Here is a 17,714-nt window from a genome sequence, read left to right as displayed (position 1 = left end):
CGATGACTATACAGTCTCGACTGACGTATCTCGGTCTTCGCCCGGCGAGCCCGTCTGCGAGGATGGTCCCGTGCATGATGCGAGGCGCGGTCGCACCCTCCGGGGACTGCTCGCCGCGTCCGTCGCCCTCTTCGGCCACCTGCTCGGTGGCGGCGCGCTGCCCGGCTTCGCCGGCGTCGCGGTGCCGTTCGCGCTCTCGCTGCTCGTCTGCGTCCTGCTCGCGGGGCGGCGGCTCTCGCTCGTCCGGCTGAGCCTCTCGGTCGCGATCAGCCAGACCCTCTTCCACAGCCTGTTCGTGCTCGGCACGCCCGGGCCGCTCACCCGTGCTACGAGCGAGGCGGCCGGCGCCGCCCACGCCGGCCACGGCGGGGCGATCACGCTCGCCGAACCCAGCGTGCACCTCGCCCACGCGCAGCCCGACATGTGGGCCGCCCACGCGCTCGCCGCGGTGCTCACGATCGCCGCGCTGTACCAGGGCGAGCGGGTGCTCCACGCGATCGTCGCCGTCCGCGACCGCGTCTGGGCGGCCGTCCTTCCGCGCGTCACCGCCGAGCTCTCCCCGCGGCCAGCACCGCCGCTCGTCGCCGGCGTCTTCACGCTGGCCGTGCCGCAGCGGCGCGCAGCCGATCCGGTCACCCCGGTCCGCGGTCCGCCGCGGCTCGTCACGCCGTAACCGACCGCTCCCGGAGCGACCGGCCGCCTCTCGCGCGCCGGTCGTCGCCCGCGCGCCCGTCGGCACGGCACGAGCCGGAACCGACCGCGTCGCGCGGCGACCTCGCGCGCCCGCGCGGCGACGACCCCTGGAGGAACTTCCATGCCCACCCACCGACGTGGGCGCCGCGTCCTCGTCGCGTCCCTCGCGGGCGCGACGCTCGCGGCGTCCCTGAGCCTCGCGTCGGCCCTGCCGGCCGCGGCGCACGACGAGCTCCTCGGCAGCGCTCCAGCCACCGGCGACGAGCTCGCCACTGCGCCTGCCGACGTCTCGCTGCGCTTCTCCGACGAGGTGCTGCCGCTCGGCGCGGCGATCGTCGTGGCCGACGCCGACGGCGCCGACTGGACGGCCTCGGCCGTGTCGCTCGAGGGCGACACGGTGCGCGCCGAGCTGCGCAGCGGGATGCCCGACGGACGATACGAGGTGCGCTGGCGCGTCGTCTCGTCCGACGGGCACCCGATCACCGGGCTCGTCCCGTTCACGGTCGGGGATGCCCCGGCCGCGAGCGAGCCCGGCGGCGCACCCGCGGCGGAGCCGGACGCCGAGGCGCCGGACGCCGTGACACCCGCGCCCGCGCAGGACGAGTCCACCGACGCATCCGGTCCCGAACCGGGCCTTGATCCCACCATCCGAACCCTGCTCCTCGCCGCCGGCGGCGCGGGCGCCGCGCTGCTCCTCTGGCTCGCGGTGCACCTCGCCGGCCGGAAGCGCACCGGAGCGACGAACGAACTCGACGAACGAACGAAGGACGACCACGAATGAACACCGCACCGACGACCACCGCACGCACCCGCCGCACCGCCGGACTCGCCCTCGCCGCCGCGACCGCGCTCCTCCTGAGCGCCTGCGCCGGCGCGGCGGCCCCGACGCCGAGCACCGAGCCGACCGCGACCGAGGCGTCGCAGCTCACCGTGACCGATGCCTGGGTGAAGGCCGGCGACGAGGCCATGTCGGCCGCGTTCGGCGAGCTCGAGAACACCGGGCCGGAGCCGATCACCATCGTCTCGGCCGAGACCGGACTCGCCGGCCGCGTCGAACTGCACGAGACCGTCGAGAACGAGACCGGCGAGATGGTCATGCGAGAGAAGGACGGCGGCTTCGTCATCCCGGCCGGCGGCTCGCTGAGCCTCGCGCCGGGCGGCACCCACCTCATGCTGATGGAGCTCGGCGGCCCGATCCTCGCCGGCGAGGAGTACGTGTTCACGCTGGGCTTCGCCGACGGCTCGAGCTCGACGTTCACCGCCCCGGCGAAGGACTACGCGGGCGCGAACGAGAACTACGAGGGCGGCGACATGGACGGCATGGACATGGGCGACGCCGGGCACGGCTCGGGGCACTGATGACCCCCGAGCCCGATACGCGCCGCGGGCTGACCCGGCGGCGGCTCCTCCTCGGAGGAGCCGTCGCCGGCCTCGGCGCGGCGGCCACGGTCGGGGCGGACGCCCTCATCCGCTCCGGCGCCGAGCGCGGCGCCGGACCGGCGGGCGACGCCGCCCCTGCGGCCGCGCTCGGCACCGCGACGGTACCGTTCCACGGCCGCCATCAGGCCGGCATCGCGACGACCCCGCAGGCGCACGCCGCGTTCGTCGCGCTCGAGCTGGCGCCGCAGACCGACCGCGACGGCATCCGCCGGCTGCTCTCGGTGCTGAGCGACGACGCGGCCCGGCTCACCCAGGGCCGGCCCGCGCTCGCCGACTCCGAGCCCGAGCTCGCGGAGGTGCCCGCGCGGCTCACGGTGACCTTCGGCTTCGGTCCGGAGCTCGTGCGCCGCGTCGCCCCGGCTGCGGCGCCGGCGTGGCTGCGACCGCTGCCGGCGTTCGGCATCGATCGCCTGGAGCCCGCCTGGTCCGGCGGGGACCTGCTGCTGCAGATCGCCGCGGACGACCCGTTCACCGTCGCGCACGCCCTGCGCATGCTGCTGAAGGACGCCAGGAGCGCGGCCGGCGTGCGCTGGGTGCAGTCCGGGTTCCGGCGGGCGGCGGGATCGGTGCCCGCCGGCACGACCATGCGGAACCTCTTCGGCCAGGTCGACGGCACCGTGAACCCCCAGCCGGGCGACGCCGACTTCGACGAGCTCGTCTGGGTCGGCGCCGACGGCGGCTGGTTGCAGCACGGCTCCGGCTTCGTCCTGCGGCGCATCCGGATGGACCTCGACCGCTGGGACCGCCTCGATCGGGGCGGTCGCGAGCAATCGGTGGGCCGGCATCTCGGGAACGGTGCACCGCTCACCGGGACCGAGGAGCACGACGAGCCCGACTTCGAGGCGAAGACGGCGATCGGCTTCCCCGTCATCCCGGAGTTCTCGCACCTGCGGCGAGCGCGCTCCGACGACCCTCGCGAGCGGATCCACCGGCGGGCGTACAACTACGACGCGGCACCGGCGGGAGGGGCGATCTCGGACTCCGGTCTGCTGTTCGCGTCGTTCCAGGCCGACGTCGACCGGCAGTTCGTCCCCCTGCAGCGCCGGCTCGACGAGCTCGATCTGCTCAACGAGTGGACGACGCCGATCGGCTCGGCGGTGTTCGCGATCCCGCCCGGATGCGAGGAGGGCGGCTTCATCGGGGAGACCCTGTTCGACGCATCCGCCTAGTCACCCACCCCCACCGCCCCGAACACCCGACTTGCCCGACTTTCATGAAAGTCGGGCAAGTCCGGGGGGGTCGTCGGGCTCAGCCGACGAGCGTCTGCAGGGTCTTTCTCAGCTCCTCGCTGGTGTGCTGCTCCTGCTCCAGGTTCGCCCGCAGCAGCTGCTCGACCTCCGTCGCGCCCATCGCGGCGACGGGGATGATCAGACCCTCATAGGCCGAGATCTCGTAGTGCTCGTTGCCGAGCGCGCTCGCGAGCGCCACCTGGTCTCGGAGCTTCGGGGCACTGCGCTCGAGCAGCGACGCCGCCTGCTTGCTGATGCCCTTCGTACTCGGCGACGGTGCCGTGGACTCCTTGAACTCGAGCAGGCGGAACGCCTCCTGCAGATTGGCGATCTGCTCCTTCGTCTCGTCCTGGTGGTGCTTGAAGAGCTTGCGGATCTCCGCACTCTTCACCGCCCCTGCGAGCTCCTGCAGCGCCGCGAGCGAGTCGTTCTCCATCGTCATCGCCGTGCGGAGCTGGAAGTGCAGCAGGTCCTGCGGGCTCTCGAGTGTCTGCTTGGGCATGTCGTCTCCTCCCCTGGATACATGCTCATCGTGCGTGCGTACTGGTCGGCCCGGGCGACGGCAGAGGCCCGGGCGACCTGCGGTCGTCCGGGCCTCGTACGTTGCCGTCAGTCCCGACCCGTGAAGGCGTCCTTCACGTCGTTGCCGGCATCCTTGGCCTTGTCTCCGGCCTGCTTGAGGTCGGCCTTCGCCTCGTCGGCGCGGCCCTCGGCCTCGAGCTCCTCATTGCCGGTCGCCTTGCCGATGCCCTGCTTCGCCTTGCCGGCGAGCTCCTCAGCGGCGTGCTTGGCCTTGTCTCCGAGTCCCATGGTCGGTCTCCCCTCGATGTCGGTTCGCCCTTCGGCGCCCGTTCGGCGCCGACCACTCCACGGTCGCACCACCCCGCGCGAACGACCAAGGGATTGACAGCTCCTGGGCGATGTGGAAGGCGCGCGCGGGATGCCGTGTGACAGTCAGTCGCGGGGCTCGAGATCCCGCTCGGCCGGCCCCTCGAGGCGGCGGCCGTCGGCGGCGAAGCGCGACCCGTGCAGAGGGCAGTCCCAGCTGCATTCCGCGTCGTTCCACGCGAGCACGCCGCCGAGGTGGGTGCAGATCGCCGAGACCTTCCGCTCGGTGCCGCCGACGCGACTCACCGCGACCGGATGCACGCCGTCGACCTCGACCCGGCCCTCCCCCTCCGCCAACTCGCGATCGCCGATGACCGCGCTCGACGCCAGCCCGCTCACGAGCCGGCCGGCGACCTGCGCGTTCCAGCCGATCGCCGTGGCCGCGTCGCCGAGCGTCGGACGCCGGTCGAAGAGCCGGTCCGCCCAGTCCGGACGGTGATCCAGGATGCCGTCGGCGACCGCGAGCGCCGCGGCGGCCCCGACCGTGAGCCCCCACTTGCCGAACCCCGTCGCCACATGGATGCGACCGGTGCCGCCGACCGGTCCCGCGTACGGCGCGCCGTCGAGCGACTCGTAGTCCTGCGCCGCCCACTCCGCCACCGGCTCCGCGTCGGGGAAGCGCTGGATCACGGCGGCCCGGAGCTCCTCGGCGAGCGCCGCCGCCGAGTGCGCCCGGCCGACCACCGAGGCCGAGCCGGCCGCGAGCAGAAAGTCGACCCCGTCGCGCCTGACCGGGCGCAGAGAGCGTGGCTCGGCGTCGACCGTCAGGTGCATGCCGCGCAGCACGGCGCCCGGCGCCCGGAACACGGCGACCCGAGAACGCGAGGCCTTGAGGCGTGCGAAGTCGCCGCCGCGGTCGACGATGGGGCTGCCGGTCGCGACGATCGCGTGGTCGGCCCGCAGCTTCCCGCGCTCCGTGGTGAGCTGGACCTGGTCGCCGTCGACCTCCACCCGGGTCACCCGACACCCGGTGACGAAGACCGCTCCAGCGCCCGTCGCCTCCTCGACGAGACGCGCGACGAGCACCATCGGGTCGGCCATGACCTGCCCGTCGAGCCGCACGACCAGCTCGGCCGGGAAGGGCGACTCCGAGGCGTCCGCCCGCTGCACCGGGAGGCCGAGCGCGCTCGCCGTCTCGAACTCCGCCTGCACCTTCGCCGCCCCCTCCTCGGTGATCGCGGCGGTGTACGCGGGCGCGGTGCGCCACGCCTCGCCCTCCGGCAGTCCGAGCGCGGTCAGCCAGTCGAGACCGACCCGCCCTGCCTCGAGGTAGGCCGCAGCCACCGCCTCGGACGCTCCGTGGCGCACCTGGCTGAGCCGGGTGCCCTGCAGCAGGGTCAGCTTGCCGGTCGAGCGCCCGGTGGTGCCGCCGCCCGGTTCACCGTCAGTGATCACCGCGACCCGTCGGCCCGAGCGGGCCAGCCGCACCGCCGCGCTCACCCCCACGACGCCGGCGCCGATCACCACGACCTCGCACCCCTCGGGCGGCGGCCCCGGCGCGGAGTCGAGCTGCGGCAGGGCTGAGGCATCCCAGATCGAGGTCATGGCCCCATGCTCGGCGAGCCGCCGCCGTTCCGCACGGGGTTGACAGGATCGGCGGACCTCGCCGCCGCGATCGATGAGCGGCGGCTCAGCGCGCGACGACGAGCTGCTCGATCTCGCCGAGGCCGTCGGCCGACATCCGCACCCGGTCGCCAGCACGCAAGTACGGGAATCGACCCGAGAGCGCGACGCCCTCCGGGGTCCCGGTCAGGATGACGTCACCGGGCTCGAGCGGCATGCACGCGAGCAGGTCGCGGAGGATCTCGGCGACGGGGAAGACCATGTCGGCGGTCGTCGAGTCCTGCCTGGGCTCGTCGTTCACCCAGCTCCGCAGCGCGATCCGCTGCACGTCGGCGAACTCGTCCGGGGTCGCGATCCACGGACCGAGCGGAGCGAAGCCGGGCGCGCACTTCCCCTTCGACCACTGCCCGCCCGAACGGTCGAGCTGCAGCTCGCGCTCGCTGAGATCGTTCGTGAGGGCATAGCCGGCGACCAGCTCGAGCGGGTCGGCGGCCGGGTCGAGGCCGCGTGCGGGCCGCCCGATCACCACGGCGAGCTCGACCTCCCAGTCGAGGTGCAGCGAGCCGGGCGGCAGCTCGATCGGATCGTTCGGACCGACCATCGTGTTCGGCTTCTTGAAGAAGACGACCGGCTCCGGGGGCGGCGCGGCGCCCGACTCCGCCGCGTGCGCGGCGTAGTTCATGCCGATGCAGATGATCGACGCGGCCCGGGCGAGCGGAGCCCCGATCCGTTCGCCCGCGAGCTCGATGCGTGGGAGGCGGCCGGCCGCGATCGCGGCCGCCGTGCGTGGAGCGGGTTCCGCGGCGAGGAACTCGGCGGTGATGTCTTCGGTGAGCGGGCGCAGCCCGTACGCGGCACCGGTGCGATCGACCGCGACCGGGCGCTCGGCGCCGGCGGGACCGATGCGGAGGAATCTCATGCTGCGACCTCCCCGGCCGGATCGTAGGGGTGCGGTTCGAGGGGCATGACCTCGGTCCGGAGGTACGGGGCGAGCGGCAGCGACGCCAGGTGCTCGCGGAGCCGCGACACGTTCTCCGCCCGCCAGAGCCCGATGTTCCCGGCCTGACCTTCGGGCCGCCAGAGTCGAATCAGCGCGCCGTCGCGGGCGAGCGCCGCGGCACGCTCCGCTTCGGCCGCGCGGAGCTCGGCAGCGAGTTCGGCCGGCGGCTCCTCGCCGATCGTCAGCCGCACCAGGTACTCGGCCATCCGGTCACCGCCTCGCCAGGTCGATGACGGCGTCGATCTCGACGTCGAAGCCGCGGAGGTCCACCGGGATCGTGGTGCGGGCCGGCCTGGTGTGCGGGAAGAACTCGGCCATGACCCGGTTGAACTCCTCGTAGTGGTTCATGGTGCTGAGGTACGCACCGACGCGCACGGCCGAGGCGAGCGACGACCCGGCGTCCCGCGCGACCGCGTCGAGGTTGCGGAACGTCTGGCGCACCTGCTCGGCGAACGGCCCCTCGACGAGCGCGCCGTCGGGGAGGAACGGGCCCTGCCCCGCGAGGAAGAGCAGGTCTCCCGCTCGGGACGACGCGGCGTACGGCCCGTCTGCGGCCGGGTAGCGGGGCTCGGTGGACGAGTCAGACATGGAGCGGCTCCTGTTCGATGGGGTCGTGGGGGGTGCGGATCCGGGACCGGCGGATGCCTCGCCCGGCGTGCTCGCCGGTGAGGCGACCGTCCCGCAGGACGAGGCGGCCTCCGACGAGGACGTCGTCGACGCCGCCGGACACGAGCGGCGCCCCGTAGCCGGCGGCGTCGACGAGCGCGGCGGGGTCGAGCAGCACGAGATCGGCGGTCCAACCCCGGGCGACGCGGCCCCGTGCACCGAGATCGAAGCGCCGCGCGGCGCGAGCGCTCAGGTGCTCGACGGCCTCCGCGACGCTCCACTCGCCGGACTGGACCACCTTCCGCAGGAAGAACCGGGTGAAAGTGGACCAGCCCCGCGGGTGCGGCGCGCCGCCGATGTAGATCCCGTCGGAGCCGGCCACATGCCCGGGCAGCTCGGCGATCCGCGCGAGCACGTTCCACGGACGCGGCGACGGCACCGCCATCACGGCCGTGACGTTCAACGCGTTCTCGGCCAGCAGGCGGACGACGAATGCTTCGGGGGTTTTGCCGGTGCGCGCCGCGGCCGCCCGGATCGTGAGGCCGGTGACCCACGCGTCCTCGGCCCGCTCGACGCCCGCGACGGTCAGCAGCGCGGGCCAGTCCGTCCCGACATCCGGGCGGTGGCCGAGTCCGGGCAGCCACTCCTCGACCAGCCAGCGCTGCGCGCTGCGGGTAGACAGCCAGCGGAGGGCGGCGGCAGGTCCGCGGCTGAGCCGCTCCGCCGGCAGCACCGCCATCGCGAGGAGGGTGCAGCCGCGGGCGTAGGGGTAGGAGTCGAAGCTGAGCTCGACGCCGCTCGCGGAGGCCTCGGCGAGCGCCCGCCGGACGAGCGGGAGCGGGCCGTGCAGGTGCGAGACGTGCCCGCGGACCCGCGCTTCACGGCAGATCCCGGCGACCTCGGCGACGCCGATCCCGACCTGTGACTCGTAGCCGTGCCGCATGTGCGTCACATAGACGCCGTCGACCGCGGCGACCGGCTGCAGCAGGGCGGCGAGCTCCGCGTCGCTCGCGTGCGCGCCGGGGAAGTAGTCGAGCCCGCTCGAGGCGCCGACGGCCCCCTCCTGCATGGCGGCCGCCACCGCATCGCGCATGGCGCCGAGCTCGCGCGCGGTGGGGGCGTCGGCGCGGTCGCCCATGACCCCGTGCCGGATCGTGCCGAGGGGGGCGAGCGCGGCGACGTTGATGGGGCTGGTCCCGTCGTAGCCGGCCAGCAGCTCCGCGATCCCGCCGCCCCGGTATCCCGGGTGGTCGCCGAGGAGCGCGCCGAAGTACTCGCGCGCGTAGGCGCCATCGCCGGGGGCGTACGAGACGCCGTCCTGCCCGATGACGATGGAGGTGACGCCCTGCCGGAGCAGCGCGAGCTGCACGCCCTCGGCGAAGACGGCGCCGTCCGCATGGCTGTGCGCATCGACGAAGCCAGGCAGCACGAGTCGGCCTCCTGCATCGAGCACTTCGGGCGCGGTCAGCGTGCCGACCGGGCCCAGCTCGCCGATCCGCTCGCCGTCGATGCGCACGTCGGCGCGGACGAGCTCGTCACCGGCGAGCACCCGGGCGTCGCGGACGAGCAGGCTGCCGTCAGTCACGTCGTTCCCCGTGGATGTCGTCGGACATCCGCAGGTTGCCCGCGGTGAAGCCGCCGTCGACGGTGAGCACGGCCCCGGTGATCCAGCGGGCCGCGCTCGAGGCGAAGAAAAGCACGGCCGCCGCGGCGTCCTCCGGCGTGCCGATCCGCCGCAGGGGGTACCAGCGCTCCAGTCGGTCGAGCACACCCGGGTCGGCGGCGCGCCGCTCCGACCAGTACGGCGTGTCCACAGTGCCGAGTGCGATCGCGTTGCAGCGGACGCCGTGCCGGCCGTACTCGGTCGCCACGGAACGGGTGAGGCTCTGGAGGCCGGCTTTGGCGGCCGAATACGCCTCGTTGCCGAGGTGCTGGAGCGCGTTGATCGAGGATACGTTGACGATCGCGCCGGCTCCCCGGTCGACCATGGCCGGCAGCACGGCCCGCGTGACGAGCATGGGCGCCACGAGGTTCACGTCGACCTCCCGGCGGAGCTGCTCGGGCGTGGCACTGAGGAAGTCGTCGTCGCCGCAGATCATGGCGTTGTTGACGGCGACGTCGAAGGGTCCGTGCGCAGCGGCGAAGTCGGTCACCGCGGCGGCGTCCGTGACGTCGAGACGGATGGCCGTCGCTCCCGGGACGAGCCCGCAGACCGCGGCGAGCGCGTCCTCGTCGACGTCGACCACGACGGGGTGCGCCCCCGCCGCCGCGAACCGCGCGGCGATCGTCAGGCCGATCCCGGATGCCCCGCCCGTGACGAGCACGCGACGCCCCCCGAAGTCGAACGCGACGTCGCCGCCACCGGGGTTCAGCCGAAGTGCGTCCACAGCAGTTCCTCCATCTCGATCGTGCCGTCGGCGTCGCTCGCAACGACCGGCAGCGCGCCCCAGCGGTCGAGCGCGGCGCACGGGTGGGAGATCCCGAGCCCGAGCAGCTCCCCGACGCGGAGCCCGAGCCCGGCCGGGAACCGCACGAAGCCGTGCTGGTCGTTCAGGGCCACGAGCTCGCACTCCTCGAGCGCGACGGGCCGGCCGTCGTGCAGGTGCAGCTTCGGGACGGGGAGGCCCTCGTCGTACGGCAGGTCGCGGCGCCCTGCGTCGATCAGGGCGAGGCCCGGCTCCGGGACGGACACGATCCGGGTCCAGACCGTGATGGCCGGTCGGAGCGCCGGCCCGGCCGCCCTCACAGAGGGGGTGACACCCGCGTAGTAGCCCTCGTCGTGCGTGACGTATCCGCCACTGCGGAGCATCAGGCGGAGGCCGGGACATGCCCCGAGGATCGCCACCACCCGGTCGAAGTACGCGCTGCCGCCGACCGACACGAGCGTGTCGCCGTCGATCATTCCACCGACGGCCGCGGCGGCCTCGGCGAGCTCGCGGAGGAAGCCGTCGACGGCGTCCAGCGACGCGGCGTCCCCGCCGTGGGCTGCGGTGCCCTCGTACCCGGCGATCCCGCGCAGCGCGAGGCCGGGCTCGGCCACGATCGCTTCCGCGAGGCGCAGCGCCGCCGCGCCGCCGCGCGCGCCGGTGCGCCCGCCGTCGTGCCCCAGCTCGACGAGGACGTCGAGGGGTCGGGCCCCCGGCGCACGGCGCACCGCTGCACCGAGGAGCTCGACGACGACGACGGAGTCCACCCAGCAGAGGAAGCGGGTCCCCCGACGGTCGGCGGCGGATGACGACGCGACGATCCAGTCTGCGAAGGTCGCCTCGGCGACCGGCATCGCGAGCTGCACCGCCGGCACGCCGGCGGTGACGGCCACCTCGGCCTGCTGACGGGTCGTGACGGTGATCCCCCACCCCCCGCGGTCGAGCTGCCGCCGCCAGAGCTGCGGGGCCATCGTCGTCTTGCCGTGCGGCGCGAGCAGGGCCCCGCGAACGCGGGCCCAATTCGCCATCGCGTCGAGATTGTGGCGCAGGGCGGCCCCCTCGAGCAGCAGCTGCGGCGTGCGGAGCTCTGCGAGCTTCAGGCGCCTCCCTCGGAGTGTCCGCGAGCTCAGCCCGGACCAGCCCGGCTGGCAGGACTTCTCGTCGCCACGCAGCGGTCGGTCCTCGAGGGCGTCCAACTCGGCGGCGACGGCCGCGAGGAGTGCCTCGCCTTCACCGCGCGCGATCGTGCTCGTCCCGAGCGTCGGCTCGTATCCGCCCTGGTCGAACGCCTCGGCGGTCGGCAGATAGCCGAAGTAGGGGCCGGCGCCGAGGCTCACGAGCTTCGCCACGAGGTGGGGCGTCGTCCGGCGCAGTTCGAGCCCGAACCGCGTGAAGACCTCGAACGGCAGAAGCACGAGCGCGAGCCGCCCGAGTCGGAGCACCGCTGCGTCGACCTCGAGCTCCTCGGCGAGCGCTACGCCGCGCCGGACGGTCCAGTGCGCATACGCGAGCGGCGGGATGCCGTCGAGCGCGTCCGCCTGCACGCCGCCCGCGGCTTCGACGAGCGCCGCGGCGGCGGCGAGGTCCTCCGGCGCCGGGACGCGCTGCCGGAGCCGGTACCGCCGACGCACGAGTTCGGGCCGTCCACCGAGCGCCTCGCCGGGCCCGTCGAGGACGGCGAGCGCGACGTCCGCGATCGCCCGTCCCACGCGCTCCGCCTCGGCGAAGCCCGTCTCGCGGCGGACCGCGCCGGGCCCGATGTGGTTCACGTCGCCCATCGCGCCGTTCAGGAAGAGCACGGGCACGTCGCCGACCACCGCGCGCACGCGCTCGCGCAGGAAATGCACCCAGTCGGCCGAGATCTTGCCGTCGAGCCCGACGAGGACCGCCGGGTGCAGGGCGAAGTGGACGACGACGCCGAGCGTCCCGCCGGTACCCGCGATGCGGACGACGGTCAGCTCCTCGTCGACGAGCTCGGCCGGCCGCTCGGCGGCGCCGCCCTCGGCGTCCGTCCAGTTCATCCGGATGCTGCCGTCGGCGCGGAGCAGCCGGCGGTTGTGCGCGACGCCCGGCACCCGGCCGAGGCCGAGGCGGAGCTCGGCGTCCTCGAGGCCGGCGGCCGCTCGGAGCACCGTGGCGATCACGATCTCGGAGGCGACCGCCTCCCACGCGTCGACGGCGGCGTAGTCGTGGTCGTCGAAGCCGAAGCCGCGCAGCACGTCCGGCGCGGAGTGCGTGTGGGTGGCGCAGAGCACGACCTCGATCGCACTGCCGCCCGCCGCCGCCCGGACTCCGACGTCGACGGCCTCGAGGAGGCCTGTGGAGAGCCCGATGAGGTCGAGCTGGGCGAGGGCGATCGTGCCGCCCTCGCCCTCGACCGCGAGCACGGTGACCGTGACGGGGTCGTGCACGCCCCGCGCGCCCTTGTCGGCGCGGGCGTTGCCTCCGATCGGGATGCCGACCGGAACCGGGATCGCGGCGACGGCGACGGCGGCTCTCACGACCGCGCGCCCGCGAGGGCGGCCGCGGCGGACTCGGCGGCCGCGACCGTCTCGGCGATGTCGTCGGCGGTGTGCGCCGCGGACACGTACCATCGTCCGCCGGGCAGGCCGAGCGAGCCTCTCGCCGCCATGGCCTCGAGGACGTCGTCGTACGCCGCGAAGTCGCTCGCCAGGTAGTCCTCGACGCCGACCGGCCGCTCCGGGCCGAGCACCAGCTGCGCGATCGGGCCGACCGCGTGGGCGGTCGCCGGCAGACCGGCGCGAGCGAACGCCGAGGCGAGCCCCGTCGCCAGGGTGGCGGCGAGCGCCGAGGCGTGCGCGTGCGGTCGCGTCTCGCGCAGCGTCGCAAGGGTCGCGTGCGCTGCGGCCAACGCGATCGGGCTGCCGTTGTAGGTCCCCGCGTGGACGACCCCGCCGAGCGCCAGCCCGAGGATGTCCCGCCGACCCACGACCGCGGCGAGGGAGAACCCGCTCGCGATGCCCTTCGCCATCGTCGAGAGATCGGGGATGACGCCGTAGAACTCCCGCGCCCCGCCGAGGGCGAGCCGCGCACCAGTGATGACCTCGTCGAAGATGAGCACCTGGCCGTACCGGTCGCAGAGCTCCCGAACGCTCTGGAGGAACCCGGGGGCGGGCTCGATCAGCCCGCTGTTCGCGAGCACCGGCTCGAGGATGACGGCGCCCACGTCGTTCGCCGGGTCGGCGAGCAACCGTTCGAGGGAGCCGAGGTCGTTCCAGCGCGCGATGCGCGCGTCGCTCATCGCCGCTGCCGACTGCCCGGCCGAGGTGGGGACGGGCCGGGAATCGTCGAGCGCGTCCGCGCCGCGGTAGTTGATCAGGACGTTGTCCTGCCAGCCGTGGTAGTGCCCGGCGAACTTGACGAAGCGCTGACGACCGGTCGCGGCGCGGGCGAGGCGCAACGCCACCTGCACGGCCTCGGAGCCCGTGTTCGACCAGAGCACCCGCTCGGCGCCCGGCGTGATCTCCAGCAGGAGCTCGGCGGTCTCGTACTCGAGCCGGTGGCCGGCGCCGAACGCCTGCGCCCGGTGCAGCTGCTCGCCGACCGCGGCGACGACGGCCGGGTGTCCGTGGCCGAGGAAGAGCGGCCCCCAGGCGAGCATGTAGTCGAGGTAGCGGTTTCCGTCGGCGTCCGTCATCCTCGCGCCGTCGGCCGAGTCGAAGCTCAGCGGGAGCGGGCGCATCTGGGCGCGCAGACCGGAGCTGACGCCCCCGACGAGCGAGGTGCGGGCGCGCGCGAAACGAGCGCGCGATTCGGGCCAGTCGGTGATCACCATGTCGGTCAGTCCTTGATCGACCCGGTCAGGATGCCCCGGGCGAGGTAGCGCTGCGAGAAGAGGAACACGATCGCGACCGGCACGATCGCGAGGATGCCCGCGAGCGCCACCTCCGGCCGGTGGATCGGGATGAATGAGCCGCCTGCTGCGGGATTCAGGGCCGGGGTGTTGGCCATGAGCGCCTGCAGGCCGAGCGAGAGCGGGTAGGCCTCGGACTTGTTCAGCACCAGGAACGGCAGGAAGAAGTTCACCCAGCTCGCGACGAACGAGAAGAAGGCGAGCATGCCGATGAGCGACTTCGACAGCGGCAGGGCCACCGACCAGAGCACGCGCCACTCGCCGGCGCCGTCGATGCGCGCCGCGTTCAGGATCTCGGGCGGGATGTTGCCCGAGAAGTGCAGGAACGCGAGGTAGACGCCGAACGGGAAGAAGAGCGAGGGCAGGATGAAAGCGAAGGGCGAGTTCATCAGCCCGAGCGCGCTGATCTCGAGGAAGAGCGGCAGCACGAGAGCCGCGGCCGGCACGATCATGCCGATGAGGGTCACCACGAGGATGGTCCGGCGGAACGGCACCGGCGCGGTGGCGAGCGCGTAGCCCGCCGCCAGGCAGACGATCACGGCTCCGACGACGATCGCCGACGAGTACCAGACCGAGTTCCAGAGCCAGCGGAGGATGATGCCGTCCTGGAACGAGAGCAGGTTGCCCCAGGCGTCCGCGTAGCCGGAGAGGGTGCCGAAGCTGAGCGGCGCGTCAGCGACGATCTGCGCGTCGGTCTTCGTCGGCGCGAAGATCAGCCACAGCAGCGGCACGATGCAGAGCGCGGCGAGGCCGAGCAGGGGGATGAACGTGAGGACCGGCGTCACGTCGGCGCGGCGGCGGCTCATTGTTCGTGCTCCGTGTCGAGGAAGCGGCCTCGGACGAGCACGAAGACCGCCACGACGAGGCACACCGCGAAGAGCAGCATGGACAACGCGGCCGCGCTGCCGAAATCGCCGTTCAGGAAGGCGTAGGTCATGCCGAGCTGGTTCAGCGACCAGGAGGTCGAGCCGACGCCGGCGACCGAGTGCAGGATCTGCGGCTCGACGAAGATCTGGATGCCGCTCGCGAACGCGAGGATCAGCATGAACAGCAGCGTTCGCCGCATCAGGGGCAGCTTCACGTGGACGGCGGTCTGCCACGCCGAGCAGCCGTCGATCCTGGCCGCTTCGAGGAGCTCCTCGCTCACGGACTTCAGCGCACCGGTGACGACCAGCACCCACTGGCCGAACCCGACGGCGAAGGCCATCAGCGCGAAGATCCACACCAGGAAGCTGTTGTTGAAGATGTCGGGCCCGCGCTCGAAGCCCATGGCGCGGAGCGCCGGGCCGAACGGGCTGAGCGCCGGCTGCAGCATGAAGTACCAGAGCATCACGGCGGCCGCTCCGGTGATCGCACCTGGCAGCGTGTAGACGAGCAGCAGGGGCGCGGCCCAGCGACGCCGGAGGGTGTCGACGAGCAGCGAGAGCGCCACGACGCCGACGATCATGAGCGGCAGCGAGATCGCCAGATAGATCGCGACGTTCGTGAGCGCCGGCAGGAACCGGAAGTCGCCGATGGCCCGCGCGAAGGGCGAGAGCACGCCGCGCACGTCGGAGAGACCGAGCGCGGAGACGAAGGCGAACGCGACCGGGCCGATGCCGAAGAGCAGCAGGAGCACGAGGTACGGAGCGATGAGCAGCAGGCCGAACCGCCTCCGCGCACCGCGCGGGGAGGCGGGGCGCGCAGGCCGGGCGCCCCCGGGGCGAGCCGTCACCGGCTCGCCCCGAGGGGTGGTGCGGAGGACCTCAGTCGACAACGGTGTATCCCACCGACTGCGCGAGGTTCTTGAGCTCCTCCTGGAGCTTCGGCAGGGCGTCCGCGATGGACCCCCCGGAGGTCGCCACAGGGACGATGACCGTGCCGAACGCGGTCTCGACGTCGTAGCGCACCGTGTAGTCGTTGATCGGGTTGATCAGATCGACGGCCTCTGCGAGCACCGGCATCGGGTCCTCGGCGTAGAACGGGTCGGCCGAGATGCGCTCGCCCCATTCGCCGAGCACCGGCGTGTAGGCGGGGTAGGTCGGCGCCGTCGCCTGGTACTCGGAGGAGGTCGCCATCCAGGTCGCGATGTCGACGGCCGCGTCGAGGTTCGCGGCGTGCTTGGAGACGATGTAGGTTCCGCCGCCGGCGTTCGCCGAGTAGGCCTCGTCGGCCCCCGACCACTTCGGGTAGGCGGCGGCCGCGAGCGTGCCCTCGCCGAAGGCCCAGGATGCCTCGGGGCGGAAGACGAACTCGCCGAACCAGGAGGCGCCGGGGTGCATGAGGACCTTGCCCTCCTGCGCGAGGGTCGTGAGCTCCGGGCTCCACAGGTCGAGGTTCGAGACGACGCCCGCGGCGATGAGCTCGTCGAGCATCTCCGCGACGGCCACGCAGTTCGGATCGGTGGCGTCGATGTGCACCTCGTTCTCGCCGGTCACGTCCTGGAGGGGGCAGCCGGCGGCGCGGAAGAAGCTGTGGTACATGAAGGAGCTGCCGGCGCTGCCGATGAGGTAGCCGGGGTGCTCCTTCGCGACCCGCTTGCCGAGATCCGCGTATTCGTCCCAGGTGGTGGGCACCTCGTAGCCGAACTGGGCCATGAGGTCGGCGTTGTACCAGAGCACCATCTGCGAGACGTCGTTGACGAGGCAGTAGGTCTTGCCGTTGAACTCGCAGGGCCGGTTCGCGGTGCCGAAGCCCTCGAGGGTGTCGGCGTCGATCTTGTCGTCGAGGCTCGCCGCCCACTCGTAGTACGGGTCGGCCCCCTGCGCCGGGGCGAAGACGACGTCGGGCCAGCCGGAGCCGGAGGCGTTGAACAGCTGCACCTTCGAGATGAGCTCTGCGGGCTTGTAGACGGTGATCTCGAGGTCGACGTCGGGATGGGCAGCGGCGTACGCCTCGAAGCCCGGCTGCCGGGTCGAGTCCGTCCACACGACGACCGGAGCCGTCGGATCGGACTCCGTCTGCTCCTGGCTCGGCGAGCCGGCGCAGGCCGACAGCGCGAGCGGCGCCACCAACGCCGCAGCGATCATCGCAGTGCGGGTGCTGCGAGCGGGACTGTGCATCATTGCCTCCCAATGTCCTTAATTGATTCCTAAATCTACGACATGTAACTCCCTTGCTGTCAAGGGGATTAACGAGATCGAAACCTGACAAACGGAAATCGAGACGCTATTTCATCCGAAATTGTCGTGGCGAACCGAATCGGCCCCGTCGCGGGGGGCGCCGAGCGGACCGCTTCCGTCGAGCAGCTCGGCGAGCGTGTCATGGAGCACACGACGCAGTTCGGCGGCCGACAGCCGCTCCCCCAGCCAGTCGGGGACGCCGAACACCTCCGCCTCGCCGAGTCTCGACAGCACCGGCGCGTAGTCCGAGCCCCAGACGAGCCGGTCCGGCCCGACGGCGTCGATCGTCGCGGCGACCCGATCCGCGACCCCGGCGTGCGGATAGACCGGATCGAGCGCGTACAGCCCCGAGAGCTTCACCAGCACGTTGGGCAGTTGCACCAGCTCTCCGAATCCGGGCGGCAGCCGGTCGGGGCGCCCGTAGTCGCCGCCGAGATGGCTGAGCAGGATCGTCACCCGCGGCAGCGCCCGAGCGAACGCGGCGACCGGGGCGAGGTCCTCCCCCGGCACGTTGAGGCTGAGCACCCTCCCCGCCTCGTCGAGCTCGCGACGATGACCGGCCGTCAAGCCGTCGAGCAGCGCCGACTCATGGCTCGGATAGAGGGAGAACCCCGCGAACCCGCGATCCACCAGCGCGGTCAACGCGCCCGGCGGCGGCGGCGCGGCAAGGTCCAGGTACGCGGTGGGGAACAGCCAGGGATGCTCCGCCGCGACGGCGAGCACCTCCTCGCTGTTGCCCTGCGTCTCCGGAACGCCCTCGAACGCGACCACGAGGGCGCGATCGATCCGATGCCGCGCGGCGAGTTCCAGGTAGCCGCGCAACTCGGCGCCCTCGGCGAGTCCGCCCGTCAGCCCGCGGCGGAAGAGGTGGATGTGCGCATCGGCGAGCATGGC

At 73.1% G+C, this 17,714-nt stretch carries 18 protein-coding genes; 4 read left to right on the top strand and 14 right to left on the bottom strand.

From position 1 onward, the window contains the following. Window positions 1-70: 70 nt before the first annotated feature. From MTP13_RS05200 to MTP13_RS05185, 4 genes are all read left to right on the top strand, one after another. Window positions 71-673 carry a hypothetical protein gene (locus MTP13_RS05200; RefSeq protein ID WP_243570029.1) on the top strand — a complete coding sequence of 201 codons (603 nt, stop codon included), beginning with the start codon at window positions 71-73 and terminating at the stop codon, window positions 671-673. A gap of 141 nt (window positions 674-814) precedes the next feature. Then, the gene (locus MTP13_RS05195) at window positions 815-1,474 is read left to right on the top strand and encodes a copper resistance CopC family protein (RefSeq protein WP_243570028.1); all 660 of its coding nucleotides are present in this window, start codon (window positions 815-817) and stop codon (window positions 1,472-1,474) included. Continuing rightward, window positions 1,471-2,052, top strand: coding sequence for a copper chaperone PCu(A)C (locus MTP13_RS05190; RefSeq protein WP_243570027.1), 582 nt, complete (start codon window positions 1,471-1,473; stop codon window positions 2,050-2,052). The genes MTP13_RS05195 and MTP13_RS05190 overlap by 4 nt, the downstream gene beginning before the upstream one ends. Then, window positions 2,052-3,302, top strand: coding sequence for a Dyp-type peroxidase (locus tag MTP13_RS05185; RefSeq protein ID WP_243570026.1), 1,251 nt, complete (start codon window positions 2,052-2,054; stop codon window positions 3,300-3,302). The genes MTP13_RS05190 and MTP13_RS05185 overlap by 1 nt, the downstream gene beginning before the upstream one ends. A 79-nt stretch (window positions 3,303-3,381) precedes the next feature. Here MTP13_RS05185 and MTP13_RS05180 read toward each other — a convergent pair whose 3' ends face one another. The 14 genes from MTP13_RS05180 to MTP13_RS05115 all read right to left on the bottom strand — a co-directional run bounded on the left by MTP13_RS05180 (window position 3,382) and on the right by MTP13_RS05115 (window position 17,711). After that, window positions 3,382-3,864, bottom strand: coding sequence for a YciE/YciF ferroxidase family protein (locus MTP13_RS05180; RefSeq protein ID WP_243570025.1), 483 nt, complete (start codon window positions 3,862-3,864; stop codon window positions 3,382-3,384). 107 nt (window positions 3,865-3,971) lie between these two features. Further along, window positions 3,972-4,172 (bottom strand): CsbD family protein, encoded by a 201-nt coding sequence (locus tag MTP13_RS05175; protein WP_243570024.1) that lies wholly within the window; start codon window positions 4,170-4,172, stop codon window positions 3,972-3,974. 144 nt (window positions 4,173-4,316) lie between these two features. After that, window positions 4,317-5,795, bottom strand: a complete 1,479-nt coding sequence (locus MTP13_RS05170; RefSeq protein ID WP_243570023.1) for an FAD-dependent oxidoreductase — start codon at window positions 5,793-5,795, stop codon at window positions 4,317-4,319. Between the two features lie 85 nt (window positions 5,796-5,880). Beyond that, window positions 5,881-6,732 carry a fumarylacetoacetate hydrolase family protein gene (locus tag MTP13_RS05165; protein ID WP_243570022.1) on the bottom strand — a complete coding sequence of 284 codons (852 nt, stop codon included), beginning with the start codon at window positions 6,730-6,732 and terminating at the stop codon, window positions 5,881-5,883. After that, window positions 6,729-7,019: a muconolactone Delta-isomerase family protein gene (locus tag MTP13_RS05160; protein ID WP_243570021.1), complete on the bottom strand. Its 291-nt coding sequence runs from the start codon at window positions 7,017-7,019 to the stop codon at window positions 6,729-6,731. The genes MTP13_RS05165 and MTP13_RS05160 overlap by 4 nt, the downstream gene beginning before the upstream one ends. A gap of 4 nt (window positions 7,020-7,023) precedes the next feature. Further along, window positions 7,024-7,401 carry a RidA family protein gene (locus MTP13_RS05155; RefSeq protein WP_243570020.1) on the bottom strand — a complete coding sequence of 126 codons (378 nt, stop codon included), beginning with the start codon at window positions 7,399-7,401 and terminating at the stop codon, window positions 7,024-7,026. Continuing rightward, a complete protein-coding gene (locus MTP13_RS05150) occupies window positions 7,394-9,004 on the bottom strand; it encodes an N-acyl-D-amino-acid deacylase family protein (RefSeq protein ID WP_243570019.1) in 1,611 nt (536 codons plus the stop codon). The genes MTP13_RS05155 and MTP13_RS05150 overlap by 8 nt, the downstream gene beginning before the upstream one ends. Beyond that, on the bottom strand, window positions 8,997-9,806 hold the full coding sequence (locus MTP13_RS05145) for an SDR family NAD(P)-dependent oxidoreductase (protein ID WP_243570018.1): 810 nt from the start codon (window positions 9,804-9,806) through the stop codon (window positions 8,997-8,999). Before MTP13_RS05145 ends, MTP13_RS05150 begins: the two co-directional genes overlap by 8 nt. After that, window positions 9,788-12,346: an alanine racemase gene (locus tag MTP13_RS05140; RefSeq protein ID WP_243570017.1), complete on the bottom strand. Its 2,559-nt coding sequence runs from the start codon at window positions 12,344-12,346 to the stop codon at window positions 9,788-9,790. The genes MTP13_RS05145 and MTP13_RS05140 overlap by 19 nt, the downstream gene beginning before the upstream one ends. After that, window positions 12,343-13,641, bottom strand: a complete 1,299-nt coding sequence (locus MTP13_RS05135) for an aspartate aminotransferase family protein (RefSeq protein WP_243570016.1) — start codon at window positions 13,639-13,641, stop codon at window positions 12,343-12,345. Before MTP13_RS05135 ends, MTP13_RS05140 begins: the two co-directional genes overlap by 4 nt. A 5-nt stretch (window positions 13,642-13,646) precedes the next feature. Continuing rightward, window positions 13,647-14,525 carry a carbohydrate ABC transporter permease gene (locus MTP13_RS05130; RefSeq protein WP_243570015.1) on the bottom strand — a complete coding sequence of 293 codons (879 nt, stop codon included), beginning with the start codon at window positions 14,523-14,525 and terminating at the stop codon, window positions 13,647-13,649. Continuing rightward, window positions 14,522-15,475 carry a carbohydrate ABC transporter permease gene (locus MTP13_RS05125; protein ID WP_243570014.1) on the bottom strand — a complete coding sequence of 318 codons (954 nt, stop codon included), beginning with the start codon at window positions 15,473-15,475 and terminating at the stop codon, window positions 14,522-14,524. The genes MTP13_RS05130 and MTP13_RS05125 overlap by 4 nt, the downstream gene beginning before the upstream one ends. Then, complete coding sequence (locus MTP13_RS05120; RefSeq protein ID WP_243570013.1) at window positions 15,465-16,763, bottom strand: ABC transporter substrate-binding protein; 1,299 nt, start codon at window positions 16,761-16,763, stop codon at window positions 15,465-15,467. Before MTP13_RS05120 ends, MTP13_RS05125 begins: the two co-directional genes overlap by 11 nt. Before the next feature lie 108 nt (window positions 16,764-16,871). Beyond that, entirely contained in the window at window positions 16,872-17,711 is an 840-nt protein-coding gene (locus MTP13_RS05115) for an amidohydrolase family protein (RefSeq protein ID WP_243570012.1), read from the bottom strand. Window positions 17,712-17,714: the final 3 nt, after the last annotated feature.

It is taken from the genome of Agromyces soli (genome assembly GCF_022811605.1).
Lineage (GTDB): Bacteria > Actinomycetota > Actinomycetes > Actinomycetales > Microbacteriaceae > Agromyces > Agromyces soli.
This window is presented reverse-complemented; position numbering and strand designations above follow the sequence as displayed.